Consider the following 18,860-nt stretch of genomic DNA (forward strand, 5'->3'; position numbering starts at 1 on the left):
CCTACATGATGAGTGACAGGTAACCCTCAAGACTCCATATGTTTTTTTCAACGGTCACTGGGGTCTTATCCAAAGAGGAGTAGACGACGGACTGGTCATCTGTTCCTCCCCGCTCAATTGCTAGGTAGTTCTGCGCCTTGCCGTCAGTAATTAGCTTCCTGGCCGCATCTGAAAGCGCATAGGTAATAATCGTGATCGGGGTAGTCTGACGCTGACATCTCGCCATGAGTTTCGGCTGAATATGCTCGTCATTGAAGCCGTAACCAATGCACAGGTAAGAGTTCGCCGCAGTGATCGCTTGGTCAGCATTATTGATGATTGAGCGGTATGGCTCTAAATGCGTCGTTTGATATTTCTGAGTGCCCGGAGTCACGATTTCCGGCTTGTAATTGACAGGTATCTCTTGAATATTCGAAACGGCCACAATGTCTTCAAGCGGCGATTTAAACCAATCCAACGAGCCGTGAACCTTCCAGATATTGACTCTGCGGGCAGAATTTATCTCATTCGGCGCGGCCAGTTGCCGGAAAAACCCGTGCGTAAACCCCGTGTAATGATGAATCCGCTCCTGATCGCAGGCATATTCGGCAAGCCGGTCATAATTCGTAGTAACAATGTTTAATTTGGTGAGGCTGCTTTTGAACATGTGGCGCAGCAGTCGGCTCAGCGGGAACATCGCCTGGTTTTGAAGGCTTTCATTAAAAATGTGAATGTCTTCAGCGTTGATGAGCGCCCAGGTTGCTTTGATAATTCTGGAAGTTAACTCGTCTGTAACAGCCACCTGGTGCAGCGCCGACTCCAGATCAACGCCAGCATCTAAGACTTGGCAGAATTTCCCCCAGGCATATGTCTCGCCAGCGGATAATCCTGAAATGTCGGTATTTGCGACCAGGTACTTCGCAAGCGCCCACATGCCAGACATGCCATGGGCAGCAGATGCACCGCTGCCCAGGATGATAAGGGGAGCCTTGTTGTAATAGTCCTGCGCTTGTTTTTCAAAATTCAGGTCTGACAAAATTCTATCCTTGCCGTTTGTGTCGATCCGAAACAAATACGCTTGGCGGCCTATCAGCCCAGGCTCAATACCCTTGGAATCACCATACAGAATCCTGAAGTCAATTAGGATTACGGTCGGTACTCAACATTACTCCATCTGCGCCGCCACGGTGGCGACATGCCCCGCCAGACTGGTCACAAAGGTTTTTAAGCTGGTCAGATCCGAAAGAGACCCGTGCACTCCTGAGCCCACAGCGTCACGCGGCGAGGCGATCAGAGAGGCGGCAGAATAGAGCTGCTCCTGCATGAGCCGCTGGCACAAAATGTCGTATCTGCTTAAATAGGATGCCCCGTTAAACTCCTTGAATGTCGGAAAATGAGGCGACCTGTCACGAACGGGTTTACGCGAACCAGGGGCATCTTCGACCACCATCAGCCAGCCAATGAAAGGCCGTGGTTGCTTACCAAACGCGCCTTCGCGGTAGGCAGTCCACAGGCAGTGTGCAGTACCGATGGCCTCTTCTGTCCTGTTGTTGAAGTTGTTCCCGAAAGACGGCCCCACCTGGCTCTTGAGCTCAATGGCGGCAATCAGCTGGCCCTTGTGCATGACGATAATGTCCCAGAGTTTAGTGGGCCTGAAGTAACCCGGAAGCGTCAGGGCAACCTTTTGCTGATGAATCTGCGCGTGGGCCAAGCCGTTTTTCTTTACGATCTCTGTGATGAGATCGATAAAGCCATCCATATTCTTGCCGCCGGTTACACCGGCACGCTCTCCTTGATCCGCTTTGCCGGATTCCATTTGCTTTGTCTTCGCATCTACCCTGCTTTGCCAGAAAGCTTTTATAGCGTCAGGAGTTTTACTCTCATAATCAACAAGGTCTAGCGGCACAGTTATTCTCCATTTCCACCAAGGGCAGCGCACTCCTCGGGAGTAAGTCCATAAAGTCTAAAAACAGCATGGTTACAGGCCTGGATATCGTGCTTCCCGGCGGCTTCGGAAAGTTCTCTCCTCAATGTTTCAGGAACGTCCTTCCAGAGCGGAACCCTTATACGACGGAGATACTGCGCCTGGAAGCGCAAATATCCGCCACGCATTTTGGTCGAGTAGACAGATACAAAAAGTCGCGCTATGCCGGAAAGCAACACTGCCTGAAGAGACTTGAGATCCCAGTCGTTCGAGAGGATAAAGTACAGATTGTGGTGGGGGTACAGCGTGCCGTCGTCATAGACGATATGGGCATCGCCCTTGATATCCGGAATCAACAGCTTCGGCTTTTTCGCAAGCGAAGGCGTAATACGGTCAATGGTGCGATACCAGTTGGACGGCTGGCTTTTGGCACAATGGCGATTGGAGATGACTTCTTTGTGGCTCTCCAGATAGCGCCGCAAACGCGGGTATTTTTCGAGATCGACCAGCCCTCCTTCATCCTGGAAAGGGTTAATGACCCCGTAGCCGCGCCACTCGATGTGCCCGCTAACGATGTCGCGGGTCATCGCGAGCGGCAGCTTGCGGTCCGGCTCGACATCAAGCGAATCGAACGGCGCGATGTAAACCTTATCCGCGCCTGTGGCCACACCGATGCCAACTTTGCACCCCACCTCTTCGATAGTCGGGAACACAGCCTCAAGCCGACGGACCAGATTCAGCTGATCCGAAGATTCCAGAATCCAGGGCTCATCGTCCGACGTGACGCAGGCGATCTCGCGTATGGAGTCCTCGTCTTGCGATAGCGCCTTCTCAGCGATAAGAGCTGCAAGCTTTTTTAGATGCCTACGTTCCAGTGAGGGGCTGCGCACGATCCGTGTTGGTCCGGATTTTTGCCGGGAGATGATGGTAATCGCTGGGTAGGCGATGACATCGGTATGGAACGCCTGTGTGGCGGTCATATCGATATAGGCTTTCAAGTGAAAGCCAGCGGCAACCATATGGCGAAGTGGTCCACCATAACGGTTTTTCATCCAACGGTCTGCGCAGATGAAGCCCAGATTGCCGCCTTTCGTGAGGTGGTTAAGTGACCGCTCTATAAAGGGAATGTAGAGGTCAGCCCGGTCATAGATCGTTTTGTACCGGGACCTGTATTCGGTCATCAGTACGTCAGGGATCAGCTCCTGCCGGACATAGGGAGGATTGCCCACGACAAAGTCAAACTGCCCCAGAATGTCGGCCAACAGGAAATCACCTTGGATGAGCCAGCAATCAGCGAGGACTAAAGCGTCCGGACGGGAGATACCGAAGTCTTGCAGCGTTTGGATGACCAGCGCCTTAGTCTGGATGAAGGTTTCGTGGTGCAGTTCCACTGCGCGAATGCACGCGCCTAAGGAGCTCGGTGCATCGTCCTTGCAATCGCTGGATTGCCAGACTTGCAGCAAACGCTTGATAGCCAGAAGTAGAAAATCGCCGCCGCCAAAGGAGGGTTCAAGAAGGCGAAGGCGATGCAAGGGCTGGTCGCTGCTGTACCCGCTAAGGTCCAGGATAAAATCGACAACCTCTGTGCGGGTAAATACAGCCCCCCTTGCTTCCACACCGCCCGTGGTCGCCAGTTCATGGACGGCTGCCGTAACTGGGCAGAGGTCAGGAAGTGAAAGCTGGTGAAGGCTAAGAGATGTCGTCATGGGGCCTATAAGGATCTGAACTAAATATGAGCGTTCGGTTGTAAGTTACGGGACCGAACTTTAATGACACCGGTGCGCTTCCTTGCTTCGGCTAGGTCGAATTTCAATTGCCGCTGGAGCCACTTTTCTGCACTTCCACCAAACACCAGGTCAAGCCTGATGGCCATCTCTGGAGATATCCCGGATTTACCAGTTAACAAATTGGAGAGCGCCTGTCGGCTGACCCCTAAGATTTCAGCTCCAGCAGTCACAGATAGGCCGCTACGCTCAAGGCACTCTTGCCGCACCAGTACGCCGGGATGTTGCTCATTCACGGACATCGTGCATCCTCCCTGCCCCAATCGTCACGAGCGGAATAGTCAAGCGTCAAGCGACACTTGTCAATGCGCTATGGAGCTCAGAAACAGACAGGTCCGGGCCTGTCTGAGCCCCTCCTCATGCAACGTGCCCCAACCGGCGAATAGGAAATACATCAGTGATGCATCCTCTGTTGAGAGCCCCAACTACATCTCTTGCAACTCAAACCTTAGTCCGTTTAAATCAATGGTTCACGCATTCAAGCTCAAATGCCACTGGCATCCTCGGTCCAAGCCACTACACGTGATGATATTGGATAGTGTCGGTTGAGGGATTTCAATTCCTAAAATCTACTCACGCCCCAAATGGGGGGATAAATGGGGGGATATAAATTTAAACAACCACAAACCCCAGCAAAACAAGGCATAAATGAAACAATAACGCCGCCCACAAGCCGGCTTTTTAATGCCCGCAAGAAAGTCAGAGCGACCTGAGCGTCAATCATCGGTAACTCGCCCTCATTCAAAAAATACCCCCGCGGCCTTCACAGCAACGCCGAGCGAACCAAAACCACCTCCCGCCTCACATTGTCCCTTTTGAGTTGACGGTAAGACACACCACAGCCGATTTATCACCCGAAGCCCACCCATTAATCTGTGCCCATGTTGAACGCAACGCCCAACCAACCTAAACAAAAAAGGATTCAACCATGAGCACGCCAACCTACAACCGCTTGAACAAAGACGACGCCATCGTACTGCTGGTCGATCACCAGACCGGCCTGATTTCCCTGGTGCAAGACTTCTCGCCCAACGAGTTCAAGAACAACGTGCTCGCCCTGGCAGACCTGGCCAAGTTCTTCGACCTGCCGACCATCCTCACCACCAGCTTCGAACAGGGCCCCAACGGCCCGCTGGTGCCGGAGCTGAAAGAGATGTTCCCGGACGCGCCGTACATCGCCCGCCCTGGCCAGATCAACGCCTGGGACAACGAAGACTTCGTCAAGGCGATCAAGGCCACCGGCCGCAAGCAGATCATCATTGCCGGTGTGGTCACCGATGTGTGCGTCGCGTTCCCGACCCTGTCGGCACTGGCGGAGGGTTTTGAGGTATTTGTGGTCACCGATGCGTCGGGCACGTTCAACACCACCGTGCAGCAGGCCGCATGGAGCCGCATGACCCAGGCCGGCGCGCAGCTGATGAACTGGTTCTCGGTGGCCTGTGAGCTGCACCGCGACTGGCGCAACGATATCGAAGGTTTGGGGAACCTGCTGTCCCAGCGCATCCCGAACTACCGCAACTTGATGAATGGTTACTCGGCGCTGACGGCGCGCAAGGACTAAACACAGCGCGTCAAACAAAATGCCTGCCTTGAAAAAGCAGGCTTTTGTTGTTTGTGCAGCAGGCTGCTGCACAAATACGAACCGGACAACTATAGGTCTGGTTCAATCATCAAAAAGCCTGCGCACCCAGTATCTGGCCAACCACACGATCCAGTTTCGCGAATGCCTCATCCCTCTTGGCAACTGACATCTCTGCGATATTACGCAGCTTCCATTGCACAGCCGGCAGTTGGTCAACCCCCGTCAGGCCTAGCAACGTCCAATCCGGTTCGGCGCGTTTGAGCGAGAGCAAAAAGGCAGCGTCTTGTTCACAGAACTGTTGTCGCATTGCTGCCAGCAACGCCTGCCTGGTTGCCGCCACTTGCTCAAGCGTGACAGGTTCGCGAGTCATGCCTGCGAACTCAGCCTGGAACAACTCCGTGAAAGGCTTCCATCGTGGAATAAGCAGTTCACTTATGGGGCGTCGATGACTGATCAAGTACACCAGAAAGCCCTCAAAGATCTCACGCGTCAAACCTTCCTCACGCAGCATCAACATCACGTCAAAGAGGTCTCTGGGATGCTGCCGGTCCAGCGCAGCGCAGATTTTCCCACCATATAGATCGGGCAAGGCGACTACCGCGATGGAGGCAAACCCAAAATCGTCTTCAACCAATGCCACCACATCACGCTCTTGAGGGGCATGAACAGTGCCGCGAATCACTGGCGAAACTTCAACCTTGATTTGTGCCTGCGGGCTTCTGATTAGAACCCGTAACTCATTGTCTCGGTTCGCTTGAACAGAGGTAACTACCTGAGGCAAGCCTCGCCCAACTGCGTCAGCAATGCGTCGAAGCGCCTGGCGAACGTCGGTCAACGCCTGCTGGCGATTCGAACTGGGCAAATACGCCAAATCGATATCCACGGATAGACGAGGCAGGTCACGTACAAACAGATTGATGGCCGTTCCACCTTTAAGCGCAAAACATCGCTCCGCCGCAATGTAAGGGATGACCTGCACTAACAAACGAACCTGAGCGATATAACGAGCATCAAGCGCCACTGATAAAGCTCTCCGGCACGGTGATAAGGAACTCTTTATCGAGTCGACCACCCCGGATGATTTGGCGCTTGCCCTTCCCTAGATCGATGCTGGAAAGATCTATACGCCTATACCACGCGTGACTTGAGTTTCGTGCCAGCAGAAGAAAAACACGTTTGACTCGAACGGAGTTGCACGACTCAAGCAGGCGTTGCAGGCGTCTCGGGCTTAAGGCTCCCAACCCAGCGAATACATCGACCACACTGCTGAAAAGCACTTCATTGGCGCTTTGATGGATGAGTTCAAGTATTGCGCGTTCCGGGGTGGAGATTTTTAACTCAAATCGGCTGCGAGGCACCTGGAAAACTTGTAACGCCAAGTCTTCCATCGCGGCAAATAGCCCACCCGGGTTGAAGCTGACGTTGACATTCCAAGGGTACTTACGGAACCAGCCTGGAAGGACGGCAGCCGGTGTGCCGAACAGATCGACAGTCGGTTTTCCAAATGTCAGGTAATGGCTGTATCCGACCAAACTCAACGCAGTCGCGCCTCCTGGCCAAACCTCAACCGAAGTGCCTTGCTGTAATGCGAATACACCGCCCTGCCAATCTATCTCGTCGCCCTTTCGTTTCCACGCACCATGACCGACACGCTCCACCCACCCGCTGAGTTGGTATTTGCGCACAAGGCCAGGCCCCACGCCGTGCTCATGAAGCCATGCCTGAGTTGCGACGGAACCAGACGGCCAGTCAGCAAGCAACTGGTTTATTTTCATATTCCATACACACCTAAAAGGTGATTATTTAAGAAAATAATAAACCAATTTGACACTGAACATGCTTTTCATCAACCCAAGATAGATACCCAGCCGGCAGCTCGCTGACAGACTCTGCTCTCGGTAGCCTGTGAACGTCACAGCACGATGAAATTGTGCAAGGGGCGCTTGCACAAATGCTCCCCTTGACTCTCCCCTATACAGCACCCCCTACCCTGAATCCCCCATTCAGGACACCCCACCATGCCCCACCGCATCCTGGTCATCCTCGGCCACCCCGCCACCACCAGCTTCTGCGCCGCCCTCGCCGATACCTACACCCGCAGCGCAAAAAGCGCCGGCCATGAGGTGCGCGTCCTACGCCTGGGCGAGCTGGATTTCGACCCGATCCTGCACAACGGCTACAGCCAGATCCAAGCCCTGGAACCCGACCTGCTCAGCGCCCAGGCCGACATCCTCTGGGCCACTCACCTGACCTTCGTGTTCCCGATCTGGTGGGGCGGCACCCCGGCGTTGTTGAAAGGTTTTATCGACCGCATTTTCCTACCCGGTTTTGCGTTCAAATACCGCTCGGGCAAGGCCTTCCCCGACAAGCTGTTAGCGGGCAGGACCGCACATTTGTTGGTGGCCCTGGACACGCCGCCATGGTATTACCGCTGGATCTATCGCATGCCGGGCGTCCATCAGATGCGCACGGCCACCCTGGCGTTTTGCGGCATCAAGCCGACCCAGACGTTGCTGTTCGGGCCGGTGTTGGGATCGACAACAGCACGACGGGAAAAATGGCTGAAACAAGCCAGCGCACTCGCAGGAAAAGGGAGTTTTCATGTACATCGGCAAAGCCGCGCAACTGTCAGGCACGACCATCAAGGCGATTCGTCACTATGAGGCGATTGGCCTGTTGCCGCCGCCCCGACGGGAGGGCCAGTACCGGGTCTATTCCGAGCAGAGTGTCGAGCTGCTGATGTTTATCAAGTGCGCGCAACAGCTGGGATTCAAGCTCAAGGAGTTGCAGGAAATCCTCCACGGCGACCCCGGCAATGCGTTGGCGCAGCAGCGCGCAGCGCAGGCGATTGCGCAGAAAAAACACGAGCTGATCACGCAGATTGAAGCCCAGCAAAAGGTGCTTGCCGGCTTGCTGGCCTTTGAGGCCAGCCTGGACGGTGCGCAAGGGCAGTGCCAGTTTGAACGCCTGGTTGAAACTGGCCGCCCGTCACGGTCTTAGTTGAGCACGTCGCCCCATTTGCGTTGCACTTCGCGTTCGCGATCAACGCTGATGCGGGTCAGTGCGTCCACCCAGGCCACTGCGCCGTTGTTGGCTTCACGCAGCAACGACATGATGTCGTCCATCTCGAAGTCGCCCGGTTCGGCGACGAGAGCGTGTTCGTCGAGCATTTTCCTGACCAGTTCATTGAGCTGCTGTTTGCTCGCCACCTTGGTCATGATCAGCAACATGGGCATCACGTCATCATCGACGTTGAAGGTGCTGAAGGCGTTGTGCTCTTCGTAGCCACTCAAGATGACGCCGAAACCGTTGAGGAAACTTTCCAGAATCTTCTCTTGGCTGCGCACCGCCTCGGGCACCTTGTGGAAGGAAAAACCATACATGAGGGCCAAGGCAAAAAAGACCTGGTCCTCGACTTTCTTGTCGGGGAAGCCGATCAGTTTTTCGGCTTTGGGCAGCAGCGCTTCAAGGAAGCCAATGGGCAACTGCCAGATGAATTCGGCCTCTGGATTGTCGTGCAGCTCTTGCTTGAGCTCCTGCAAGATGACGCCCAGGGTCTCGATCGGTTGCTGCCCCGGACGCACCCCTGGCTCGTCATCCATCAGCAGGTCGTCGAGGTCGGCATGGTAGCCACGGTTCACCGGCGTGATGTCCGGCAGCGCGGCGACACGTTCAGCTTCGCCGACCAGCAGTTTGTCGAGGAGCTTGTTGCGGTTTTCCAGGACGAAGCGCACGAAGGTTTCTTCCTTGAGCGCCAGGCGCACCACGCCCGGCAGGAAGGCATAAATGAACCCACCAAGCTTCTCGACGTTAGCGTCATCACGCAAAGCAGCGAGGGACGCCTCGCCGGTTTTCTCCTTGAGGAAGGGCAGGATCTTCGGTTTGTTTTGCTCGATGGCTACAGCGACGTAACCCAGCAGTTTGTCCTTGGCGCCGGCTTTTTTCTGTTGCTCGGCGGGGCTGCTGGCTTCGCTGTCGTCAATGACCGCCAGGGCGAAGATTTCTTCGGTTTGCACAGGCTCAGGCGCCGCACTCTCGGGCAGCGGAATGTCATCGGCCGAGGCTTGGCGCGCATCCACCAACGCTTGGTCGATCAGTGAAGAAAAACTCGCCCAGTTCCTTTTCGCCGACCTGGGTGAAGGAACCGACTTTGCGCGCATTGATGTAAAGGTCGCGCTTCTCCACCGACAACCCTTCCAGATGGCGCCAGAAAAACAGGCGCGGCGCTTCAAATACCATTTTCAGCGCCAGCTTGCTCGCCCATCAGCACGCCCTCCTTGGCGCCGCCGAACAGGGTGTCGTCGATCAGCACCAGCACTTCGTCTTCGCGCATATTGGCGCCGTAGGACTCCAGTGCCGCCTGCAGTTTTTTCTGCGGGATGTGCGGGCGCACGTACACGCGCTCCAGGCCCAGGCGCTCGGCCAGGTTGACAGTCATTTGCACCACGGCGTCGACTTGCGCAGCGCTCAATTCCTGGCTGCCGGCCGCCGCTTTCACTTCGGCACGCTTGGCGCTGGGCTGATCGCCGGACTGGCTGCGCATCCACTCCAGCACCAACGAGAAACATTGGTTGAGATCGGCCTTGTCCGGCATGTTGAAGGCAATCGCCTGACGCTTGTTGAGGAAGAGTTTGCTGCCCTGAATCTCCAGGGACTGCACTTCGCTGTAGGCATAGCTGACAGCGTCGCTGAAGGTTTCGCGGATGGCCAGGCAGTCATGCCCGATCAGGCAACCGTCCTTGCCGCTGCCGAACATGGTGTCGTCGATCAACACCACCACGTCGCTGGGGTCCAGCGTCAGATCGTAAGCCGCCAGGGCATTGCTCAGCAGCTTCTTGGGAATATTCGGCGCGACATGCACACGCCCCGAGCTTGAGTACTTTTTGGCCTGCAAGAACGCCAACAACGACATATCCCTATCTCCTCAAACGCGCTTTTTGTGCCTGCACTGTCCACGGGTGGCTGCAGGTCGTGGCGCAGAATAGCACTAGGCCATTACTGTGATAACCGCCTCTGCCACACGCTGGCGTCGCGAACCAGTGTTCTTGCGACAATTTCTCATTAGCACTACCATCCCTTCCCCCACCCCCTGAGCGGCGCTTCGTGCCATGTCCGACGACCCCGGCAACCGCAACCTCGGCCCGCTCTATCGCCGTCACCGCAATGAACTGCTGGCCTACCTCACGCGCCGGGTGAACTGCCGCGAAACCGCCAACGACCTGCTGCAAGACGCGTTTATCCGCCTGATGAACAGCGAAGTCGCCAAGATCGGCAACGTGCGCGCCTTCCTCTACCGCATCGCCAACAACCTGAGCATCGACCACGCCCGCCGCAACCGCGTACGCGGCATTCGCGACGAGCAGGAACTGCAAGACCTGGCCGGTGACGCCGACCCACAAGGCAGTGCGATCGCCGGAAATACCCTGGAGCATTTGCAGCGCCTGATCGATGGGCTACCCTCGCCCACCCGTGAAGTGTTTCTGCTGGCCCGGGTCGAGCAACTGAGCTACAAGGAAATCGCCATTCGCCTGGGCCTGGATGCCCGTGCGGTCGAGCGGCATTTGAACAAGGCCATGGCCCATTGCGCGGCGGTCCTGCAAGGCAACGAGTCCCGATGAATAATCACCCTGCACCCTCGCCGTCCGAACGTGATCAGCAAGCGCTGGATTGGTGGACGTGCCTGCGCAGCGAAAACGTCAGCGCCGAGCAGCGCAATGCGTACGCGCTGTGGCGTGCGGACCCGCTGAATGCCAATGCCTACCAGAATGTGGAAATGCTCTGGCGCCTGCTGGAGCAACCGGCCCACGCAGTACGACGCAGCGAACGACGCCGGCCGCTGCCACGACGCACGCTGTATGCCGCCGCTGCCTGCGTGTTGCTGGCCTTCGCCACGCTGATGCTGATGACCCCGCCGCTGAATACCTGGGGCAGTGATTACGCCACGGCCACCGGGCAGCAGCAGGACATCGCCCTGGCCGACGGCTCGCAGGTGCACCTGGACAGTGACAGCGCCGTCGATATCAGCCTCAACAATGATGAACGCCGCGTGCACCTGTTGCGCGGGCGGGCGTTCTTCGACGTGAGCCACGATGGCCGGCCGTTCGTGGTGCAAACCGGCAATGCGCGAGTGCGCGTGCTGGGCACGGCGTTTGCCGTCAGCCATGGCACGGCCGAAGACGAAGTCACGCTGCTGCGCGGCCGCGTCGAAGTGATGGGCGGCGGGCAACATCAGGTGCTGCAACCGGGCGAACAACTCAAGGTCATCGAGGGCCAGGTACAAGCGCCGCAAACCGTCGATGCCGAGCGCCTGCTGGCCTGGCGCGACGGCCAACTGCGCGTGCGCAATACACCGTTGCGCGAGGTGCTGGAGGAGTTGATGCGCTATCAGGGCGGCCGGGTGATATGGCTCGACGAGCAGGTCGGTCAGCGCCCCATCAGCGCCAGCTTCAACTTGAAACAGATCGACAGCGCCCTCGACGCGTTGATCAGCACCCAAAAATTGCGTACCACCGCACTCACCCGTCGCGTGCTGATCGTGCGCGGTTGATCGCCACGCAAAAATTATTTTCGCCTCCCACGGTAATTCGGCTGCCTGCTGCGTCTTACCCCGCACTTAGGAAGCATTATCATTTGTAGTCCGGGGAGGATGTATGCCGTATTCACAGGTCACGGGGTTCAACTACTTACCGCTGGCGGTCGCTTTGATGGCGGCCAGCTTGCCACTGTCCTACGTCCAGGCGGCCACGCCGACGACAAACGCGGCGAGCAGCCAACGTTTAAGTTTCAATATCGCCGCGCAATCGCTCACCGACGCGCTGGACCAGTTCGCGCAGCAAAGCGGCTACCAAGTGCTGTACGACGCGGCACAAGCCAATGGCCTGCGTTCCGCTGAACTGCACGGCGAACATACCCCACAGCAAGCGCTGGCCATCCTCACCGGCGGCACCCACGCCCGCTACAGCCAGCCGAACGCCAGCAGTTTTGTAATCGATATCCCGGCCAGTGCGAGCGACACCCTGCAATTGGCGCCAGTGAGCATCTCCGGCAAGGCGCCCGGTTCCACCACCGAAGGTACCGGTTCCTACACCACGCAGTCGTCCAGCAGCTCCAACCGTTTGAACATCGCGCTCAAGGAAACCCCGCAGTCCGTCACGGTGATCACCCAGCAGCGCATCGCCGACCAGAAACTCTCGAACCTGACGGACGCCATGGAGGCCACCTCCGGCATCACCGTGGTACGCGAAGGCCAGGGCGCGGACTCCGACGCCTATTACTCGCGCGGTTTCGCCATCAGCAACTTCGAGATCGACGGCGTGCCGACCTCGTCGCGCATGGACAACTACACCCAGAACACCGCCATGTACGACCGCGTCGAAGTGGTGCGCGGCGCCACCGGCCTGATCAGCGGCATGGGCCAACCGTCGGCCACCATCAACTTGATCCGCAAGCGACCCACCGCCACGCCCCAGGCCAGCATCAGCGGCGAAGCCGGCAGTTGGGACCGCTACGGCACCTCGGTGGACGTCTCCGGGCCGCTCACCGACGCCGGCAATATCCGTGGGCGCATGGTGCTGGACTACAAGAACCAACACTCTTGGGTCGATCGTTATAAACAGGACACCAACCTCGTCTACGGCATCAGCGAATTCGACCTCAGCGACAGCACCCTGCTGACCCTGGGTTTCAGCTACCAGACCGTGCACACCAACGCGCCGCCGCGTAGCGGTTTCCCCCTGTTCGACAGCGCTGGCGGGCGTACGGATTTCAAACGGTCCTACAACACCGCCACCGATTGGTCGTTCTACGATCACCAGCAGACCAGCTACTTCGCGTCCCTGGAGCAGCAGTTCGATAACGGTTGGAGCGCCAAGCTCGACTTCACCCGCACCGAAAACAAATACGATTCGGCCATCGACTTTCTCTCCGGCAACCCCGACCCGGCCACCGGCCTGGGCGGCCTGGTGATCCCCAACAAGTTTCAGGGCAACCCCAAGCAGAACGCGATAGACGCCTATGTCACCGGCCCGTTCGAATTCCTCGGGCGTGAGCATGAATTGATCGCCGGGATGCAGCTGTCGCAAATCCGCAATACCAACGCGCCGGACTACGGCGGCTGGATGCGCGCCTGGACCGGCTACGACGGCACCATCGGGCCGATCTACGACTGGGACGGCAGCGCGCCCAAGCCCGACTTCGAGAAAAAGGGCAAAGAGGACTTCAAGGAAAACCAGTACTCGGCCTACCTCACCTCGCGCTGGCACCTCAATGACGCCACCAGCCTGATCCTCGGCGGGCGCCTGATCAACTGGAAGCAGACTGACGACGTTTCCTACACCGCCGCAGGCTACGACGACATCCACCTCGACCGCGAAGAGAACGGCGTGTTCATCCCCTATGGCGGCCTGGTCTACGACCTCAGCGAACGCTGGTCGGTGTACGGCAGCTACACCAAGATCTTCAGCCCGCAAAGCGACCAGACCGTCAGCGGCTCCTACCTGGCGCCGCTGGAAGGCACCGGCTATGAGTTGGGCATCAAGGGCAGCTTCAATGACGACACGCTGAACACCAGCCTGGCGTTGTTCCGCCTGGAGCAGGACAACCTCTCACAGCCCGACGGCAACAAGCTGACGCCCACACTGTTCCAGGCCTACAAAGCCGTGCAAGGCACCACCACCCAGGGCGTGGAGCTGGAACTCAACGGCGAACTGGCCCCGGGCTGGAACGCCGCCGGCGGCTACACCTACAGCGTCAGCACCGACGCCGATGACCAACGCATCGCCACGCAAATCCCCCGCCACAGCGTGAAGCTGTTCACCACCTACCGCCTGTCCGGCCCGCTGGACAAACTGACCGTCGGCGGCGGCTTCAACTGGCAGAGCAAAACCGGCTTCGACCTGAGCTACTACACGCAGGAAAGCTACGCCGTGGCCAACCTGATGGCGCGCTACGAAATCACGCCAAACCTGTCGGCGTCGGTGAACCTCAACAATGTGTTCGACAAGGAGTACTTCACCACCACCAGCGCCGGGGTTTATGGGGCGCCGCGGAATGTGATGACGGGGTTCAAGTACGATTTCTGACGGTGGACGGTGAGCCGAATACATTGCACAATCGGCTCACCAAATGAGCCGAATAGCCTCTTTATTCGGCTCACCCACTCAGGTACTGCTCCATGGACCACCCCTTCTGGGTCTGGCAACACGCCGACTGGCCGCACTTCCACTGGCAACCGGGTCGCCTGGCGGTCTTGTTGCGCGAGTGCGGGCAAGCCCAAGGCAAGCTGCTGGGCATGCTCGGCAGCGTCAGCCAGGCGGTCAACGCGCAGAATGAACTGGATGCGTTGCTGCAAAATATCCTGACCTCTTCGGCAATCGAGGGGGAACAGTTGAATGTGGGCTCGGTACGCTCGTCCCTGGCGCGACGTCTGGGTTTGGAGCCGGTGAAGGACGCCCGCGTCAGCCGCCGCAGCGAAGGCCTGGCGGAGCTGATGCTGGATGCCACACAACAATTCGCCCAACCCTTTACCCTCGCCCGCCTTTTGAATTGGCATCATTTGTTGTTCCCGACGCCTGAAGCCGGTTTTGCTGCGCGTGCGCTGAATATCGGCGCATTGCGCGGGGATGAGCCGATGCAGGTGGTGTCGGGCCGGCTTGATCGACCGACGGTGCATTTCGAGGCGCCGCCGCGCAAAGGCCTGGAACACGCGCTGGATGAGTTCCTGCAATGGTTCGAAACCAGCCGCGACCAACCGGAGCTTGATCCACTCGTCCGCGCCGGCGTCGCGCATTTCTGGTTTGTCACGCTGCACCCGTTCGACGACGGCAATGGTCGCCTGACCCGCGCCATCACTGACCTGGCATTGGCCCAGGGCGAGCACCAGGCCATTCGTTTTTATGCCATGTCGGCCAGCATCCTTGAGGACCGCGCGGGTTATTACCAGGCGCTGGAGTCGAGCCAAAAAGCCACGCTGGATATCACCGACTGGCTCGAATGGTTCTTCAAGACCTTGCTGCGCAGCGTGCAACAGGCCATGGCGCAGATTGACCGGGTGCTCGACAACAGCCGGTTCTGGCAGCAGCACCGTGACCTCGTGCTGTCTGCCGAACAGATCAAGGTGCTCAACCGCTTGCTGGACGGCGGGGAAAAGGGCTTTGAACAGGGTATCAGCGCCGCCCAGTACCAGGCCGTGGCCAAGGTGTCGAAGGCGACCGCCACGCGTCACCTGGCTGATCTGCTGGAGAAAAACTGCCTGGTGCGATTGCCCGGCGGAGGCCGTAGTACGCGTTATCAAATCAATGCCTTGGGCGATTGAGCCGCCCCGCTCATTTGCCCGCTTATTTGCCCAGCATCCCCATGTCTGCTAGTGTCGCGCCGGTTTACCGTCTACCGGAATAGCCGCCATGGCCCGCAAAAAAGTTGCACTCGATTTCGAACAATCCCTCGCCGACCTGCAAACCCTGGTCGAGCGTCTGGAGAACGGCGAGTTGTCGCTGGAAGACTCGTTGACAGCGTTTGAGCAAGGCATCGGCCTGACCCGCGACTGCCAGAGCGCCTTGGCGCAGGCGGAGCAGAAGGTCCAGGTGCTGCTGGAACGTGACGGGGAGTTGGCCGAAGAACCTTTCGATGCGGAACAGCCGGAATGATCGACGCGTATCAGGCCAGTAGCCAAGCCCGGGTCAATGCGGCGCTGGAGCCCTTGTTTGTTGCGCCAAGTCCCGAACTCAAGCGGCTGTATGAAGCCATGCGCTACAGCGTGATGAATGGCGGCAAGCGTGTGCGCCCGTTGCTGGCGTATGCCGCGTGCGAAGCCCTCGGCGCACCGGCCGAGCAGGCCAATGGCGCGGCCTGTGCGGTGGAGTTGATCCACGCCTACTCCCTGGTACACGACGATTTGCCGGCCATGGACGACGACGACCTGCGTCGCGGCCAGCCGACCACCCACAAGGCCTTTGACGAAGCCTGTGCGATTCTCGCCGGTGACGGCCTGCAAAGCCTGGCGTTCAGCGCCCTGCTGGACCCTGCGCTGAGCAGCGTCAACGCCGAGATCCGCTTGCGCATGGTCACCGCCCTGGCCGTCGCCGCGGGCCCTGCCGGGATGGTCGGTGGTCAAGCCATCGACCTTGGTTCGGTCGGCCAGAAGCTCGATCAACAGGCCCTGGAATACATGCACCGGCACAAGACCGGTGCACTGATCGAAGCCGCCGTGCACCTCGGCGCCCTGGCCAGTGGCCGCGCCGACGCCGAACAACTCGCGGCGCTGAACACCTATTCCCGCGCCATCGGCCTGGCGTTCCAGGTGCAGGACGACATCCTCGACGTCGAGAGTGACACCGCCACCCTCGGCAAACGCCAGGGCGCCGACATCGCACGGGACAAGCCGACGTATCCGGCACTGCTCGGGCTTGCAGCCGCGAAGGCCTATGCCCTGGAACTGCGCGACCTGGCCCTGGCCGCCCTGCGACCTTTCGACGCGGCGGCCGAGCCCCTGCGTGACCTGGCGCGGTATATCGTCGAACGCCGGCACTGATCAGGGCGGCCTTTGCGGCCGCATATCGGCCAAGTTCGGCGCTCTGCGTGGGCAGTTTGCGATGCTTGAGGTAAACTGCCGCCTCTTCTTATACCTATAACGATTCGCCTGATGCCCACGACGTTTCAAGAGATTCCCCGCAAGCGCCCGTCCACGCCCCTGCTCGACCGTGCTGCCACGCCGGCCGGCCTGCGTCGTCTGGGTGAAGCCGAGCTGGAAACCCTGGCCGATGAGTTGCGCCTGGAATTGCTCTACACGGTCGGCCAGACCGGTGGGCATTTCGGTGCCGGCCTGGGCGTCATCGAGCTGACTATCGCCCTGCATTACGTGTTCGACACCCCGGACGACCGGCTGGTGTGGGACGTGGGCCATCAGGCGTATCCGCATAAAATCCTCACCGGCCGCCGCGAACAAATGGGCAGCCTGCGCCAGAAGGACGGCATTGCCGCCTTCCCGCGCCGCGCCGAGAGCGAGTACGACACCTTTGGCGTCGGCCACTCCAGCACCTCCATCAGTGCCGCGCTGGGCATGGCCATCGCCGCCCGCCTGCAAGGCAGCGATCGCAAGGCGATTGCGGTGATCGGTGATGGCGCGCTGACCGCGGGCATGGCCTTCGAAGCGCTGAACCATGCGCCGGAAGTGGACGCCAACATGTTGGTGATCCTCAACGACAACGACATGTCGATCTCGCGCAACGTCGGTGGCCTGTCCAATTACCTGGCCAAGATCCTCTCCAGCCGCACCTACGCCAGCATGCGTGAAGGCAGCAAGAAGGTGCTCTCGCGTCTGCCCGGCGCGTGGGAAATTGCCCGGCGCACCGAAGAATATGCCAAGGGCATGCTGGTACCCGGCACCCTGTTCGAAGAGCTGGGCTGGAACTACATCGGCCCGATCGACGGCCACGACCTGCCCACCCTGATCGCCACGCTGCGCAACATGCGTGACCTCAAGGGCCCGCAGTTCCTGCACATCGTCACCAAGAAAGGCAAAGGCTTCGCCCCGGCGGAAGTCGACCCGATTGGCTACCACGCCATCACCAAGCTGGAACCGTTGGACGCTCCCGCCGCCGCGCCGAAAAAGGCCAGCGGGCCGAAGTATTCCGGTGTGTTCGGCGAATGGCTGTGCGACATGGCCGCCGCCGACCCGCGCCTGGTGGGGATTACCCCGGCGATGAAGGAAGGCTCCGACCTGGTGGCGTTCAGCGAGCGTTTCCCGCTGCGTTACTTCGACGTGGCGATTGCCGAGCAGCACGCCGTCACGTTCGCCGCCGGCATGGCCTGTGAAGGCGCCAAACCGGTGGTGGCGATCTACTCCACCTTCCTGCAACGTGGCTACGACCAGTTGGTGCATGACGTCGCGGTGCAGAACCTCGACGTGCTGTTCGCCATCGACCGCGCAGGCCTGGTGGGCGAAGACGGCCCGACCCACGCCGGCAGCTTCGACTTGTCCTACCTGCGCTGCATCCCCGGCATGCTGGTGATGACGCCGAGCGACGAAAACGAACTGCGCAAGATGCTCAGCACCGGCCACCTGTACAACGGCCCGGCCGCCGTGCGCTACCCGCGCGGCAACGGCCCGAATGCGGTGATCGAGAAGGACCTGGAACCGATCGAGATCGGCAAGGGCATCGTGCGCCGCCAAGGCAGCAAGACCGCCTTCCTGGTGTTTGGCGTGCAATTGGCCGAAGCCTTGAAGGTCGCCGAGAAGCTCGACGCCACCGTGGTCGATATGCGCTTCGTCAAACCGTTGGACGAAGCCCTCGTACGCGACATCGCCGCCGGCCACGAGCTGCTGGTGACGGTCGAAGAAAACGCCATCATGGGCGGTGCGGGCGCGGCGGTCAGCGAGTTCCTGGCGCGGGAGAACATCCTCAAGTCGGTGCTGCACCTGGGCTTGCCGGATGTGTACGTCGAACACGCCAAGCCGGCGCAGATGCTGGCGGAGTGTGGGTTGGATGAGGCAGGGATTGAAGCGTCGGTGCGCGAGCGCATGGCGCTGCTGGGCCTGTAACCCAATCCCCCGATCGAAACCGGATCAAAATGTGGGAGCGGGCTTGCCCGCGAA

19 protein-coding genes are annotated in these 18,860 nt (G+C 59.0%); 10 read left to right on the forward strand and 9 right to left on the reverse strand.

All coding sequences use genetic code 11. The features are described from left to right. Position 1 precedes the first annotated feature (1 nt). The 4 genes from PSH87_RS25090 to PSH87_RS25105 form a co-directional block, all read right to left on the reverse strand. Positions 2-1,015: an SIR2 family protein gene (locus PSH87_RS25090; RefSeq protein WP_305377899.1), complete on the reverse strand. Its 1,014-nt coding sequence runs from the start codon at positions 1,013-1,015 to the stop codon at positions 2-4. 129 nt (positions 1,016-1,144) lie between these two features. Then, positions 1,145-1,885 (reverse strand): PaeR7I family type II restriction endonuclease, encoded by a 741-nt coding sequence (locus PSH87_RS25095; RefSeq protein WP_305377900.1) that lies wholly within the window; start codon positions 1,883-1,885, stop codon positions 1,145-1,147. Between the two features lie 2 nt (positions 1,886-1,887). Then, a complete protein-coding gene (locus PSH87_RS25100) occupies positions 1,888-3,609 on the reverse strand; it encodes an Eco57I restriction-modification methylase domain-containing protein (protein ID WP_305431507.1) in 1,722 nt (573 codons plus the stop codon). A gap of 20 nt (positions 3,610-3,629) precedes the next feature. Next, complete coding sequence (locus PSH87_RS25105; RefSeq protein WP_305377903.1) at positions 3,630-3,929, reverse strand: HigA family addiction module antitoxin; 300 nt, start codon at positions 3,927-3,929, stop codon at positions 3,630-3,632. 686 nt (positions 3,930-4,615) lie between these two features. Between PSH87_RS25105 and ycaC the strand changes: the two genes are divergently transcribed. Beyond that, entirely contained in the window at positions 4,616-5,248 is a 633-nt protein-coding gene (gene ycaC / locus PSH87_RS25110) for an isochorismate family cysteine hydrolase YcaC (RefSeq protein ID WP_017736618.1), read from the forward strand. Positions 5,249-5,357: 109 nt separating this feature from the next. Here ycaC and PSH87_RS25115 read toward each other — a convergent pair whose 3' ends face one another. Together PSH87_RS25115 and PSH87_RS25120 are read right to left on the reverse strand one after the other, a co-directional pair. Then, positions 5,358-6,290, reverse strand: a complete 933-nt coding sequence (locus PSH87_RS25115; protein ID WP_305431509.1) for a nucleotidyl transferase AbiEii/AbiGii toxin family protein — start codon at positions 6,288-6,290, stop codon at positions 5,358-5,360. Next, positions 6,280-7,044 (reverse strand): type IV toxin-antitoxin system AbiEi family antitoxin, encoded by a 765-nt coding sequence (locus PSH87_RS25120; RefSeq protein WP_017736620.1) that lies wholly within the window; start codon positions 7,042-7,044, stop codon positions 6,280-6,282. The genes PSH87_RS25115 and PSH87_RS25120 overlap by 11 nt, the downstream gene beginning before the upstream one ends. Before the next feature lie 243 nt (positions 7,045-7,287). Between PSH87_RS25120 and PSH87_RS25125 the strand changes: the two genes are divergently transcribed. Both PSH87_RS25125 and PSH87_RS25130 read left to right on the forward strand, forming a co-directional pair. Continuing rightward, the gene (locus PSH87_RS25125; protein ID WP_305431510.1) at positions 7,288-7,932 is read left to right on the forward strand and encodes an NAD(P)H-dependent oxidoreductase; all 645 of its coding nucleotides are present in this window, start codon (positions 7,288-7,290) and stop codon (positions 7,930-7,932) included. Continuing rightward, on the forward strand, positions 7,871-8,269 hold the full coding sequence (locus PSH87_RS25130) for a MerR family transcriptional regulator (protein ID WP_017736623.1): 399 nt from the start codon (positions 7,871-7,873) through the stop codon (positions 8,267-8,269). Before PSH87_RS25125 ends, PSH87_RS25130 begins: the two co-directional genes overlap by 62 nt. On the opposite strand, the gene PSH87_RS25135 is transcribed toward PSH87_RS25130, so the two are convergent. Genes PSH87_RS25135 through PSH87_RS25145 form a run of 3 tightly spaced genes read right to left on the reverse strand, consistent with a single transcriptional unit; the run spans position 8,266 to position 10,181 of the window. Further along, on the reverse strand, positions 8,266-9,348 hold the full coding sequence (locus PSH87_RS25135; protein WP_305431511.1) for a hypothetical protein: 1,083 nt from the start codon (positions 9,346-9,348) through the stop codon (positions 8,266-8,268). The two genes, PSH87_RS25130 and PSH87_RS25135, sit on opposite strands and share 4 nt — an antisense overlap. Continuing rightward, the gene (locus PSH87_RS25140) at positions 9,320-9,508 is read right to left on the reverse strand and encodes a hypothetical protein (RefSeq protein WP_305431513.1); all 189 of its coding nucleotides are present in this window, start codon (positions 9,506-9,508) and stop codon (positions 9,320-9,322) included. Before PSH87_RS25140 ends, PSH87_RS25135 begins: the two co-directional genes overlap by 29 nt. Further along, on the reverse strand, positions 9,498-10,181 hold the full coding sequence (locus PSH87_RS25145; RefSeq protein ID WP_305431514.1) for a hypothetical protein: 684 nt from the start codon (positions 10,179-10,181) through the stop codon (positions 9,498-9,500). The genes PSH87_RS25140 and PSH87_RS25145 overlap by 11 nt, the downstream gene beginning before the upstream one ends. 196 nt (positions 10,182-10,377) lie before the next feature. On the opposite strand from PSH87_RS25145, the gene PSH87_RS25150 reads away from it, so the two are divergent. From PSH87_RS25150 to dxs, 7 genes are all read left to right on the forward strand, one after another. Next, positions 10,378-10,887: an RNA polymerase sigma factor gene (locus PSH87_RS25150; RefSeq protein WP_017736625.1), complete on the forward strand. Its 510-nt coding sequence runs from the start codon at positions 10,378-10,380 to the stop codon at positions 10,885-10,887. After that, complete coding sequence (locus tag PSH87_RS25155; RefSeq protein WP_305431515.1) at positions 10,884-11,816, forward strand: FecR family protein; 933 nt, start codon at positions 10,884-10,886, stop codon at positions 11,814-11,816. Before PSH87_RS25150 ends, PSH87_RS25155 begins: the two co-directional genes overlap by 4 nt. Positions 11,817-11,919: 103 nt before the next feature. Then, complete coding sequence (locus PSH87_RS25160) at positions 11,920-14,349, forward strand: TonB-dependent siderophore receptor (protein ID WP_305431516.1); 2,430 nt, start codon at positions 11,920-11,922, stop codon at positions 14,347-14,349. 92 nt (positions 14,350-14,441) lie between these two features. Then, a complete protein-coding gene (locus PSH87_RS25165; RefSeq protein WP_305431517.1) occupies positions 14,442-15,581 on the forward strand; it encodes a Fic family protein in 1,140 nt (379 codons plus the stop codon). An 88-nt stretch (positions 15,582-15,669) separates the two neighbouring features. Beyond that, entirely contained in the window at positions 15,670-15,912 is a 243-nt protein-coding gene (locus PSH87_RS25170) for an exodeoxyribonuclease VII small subunit (RefSeq protein WP_003176346.1), read from the forward strand. Then, the gene (gene ispA / locus PSH87_RS25175) at positions 15,909-16,796 is read left to right on the forward strand and encodes a (2E,6E)-farnesyl diphosphate synthase (protein WP_305431519.1); all 888 of its coding nucleotides are present in this window, start codon (positions 15,909-15,911) and stop codon (positions 16,794-16,796) included. The genes PSH87_RS25170 and ispA overlap by 4 nt, the downstream gene beginning before the upstream one ends. 111 nt (positions 16,797-16,907) lie before the next feature. Continuing rightward, complete coding sequence (gene dxs / locus PSH87_RS25180; protein ID WP_305431521.1) at positions 16,908-18,806, forward strand: 1-deoxy-D-xylulose-5-phosphate synthase; 1,899 nt, start codon at positions 16,908-16,910, stop codon at positions 18,804-18,806. The last annotated feature ends 54 nt before the right edge of the window (positions 18,807-18,860 follow it).

The sequence above is a fragment of the Pseudomonas sp. FP453 genome (assembly GCF_030687495.1).
Lineage (GTDB): Bacteria > Pseudomonadota > Gammaproteobacteria > Pseudomonadales > Pseudomonadaceae > Aquipseudomonas.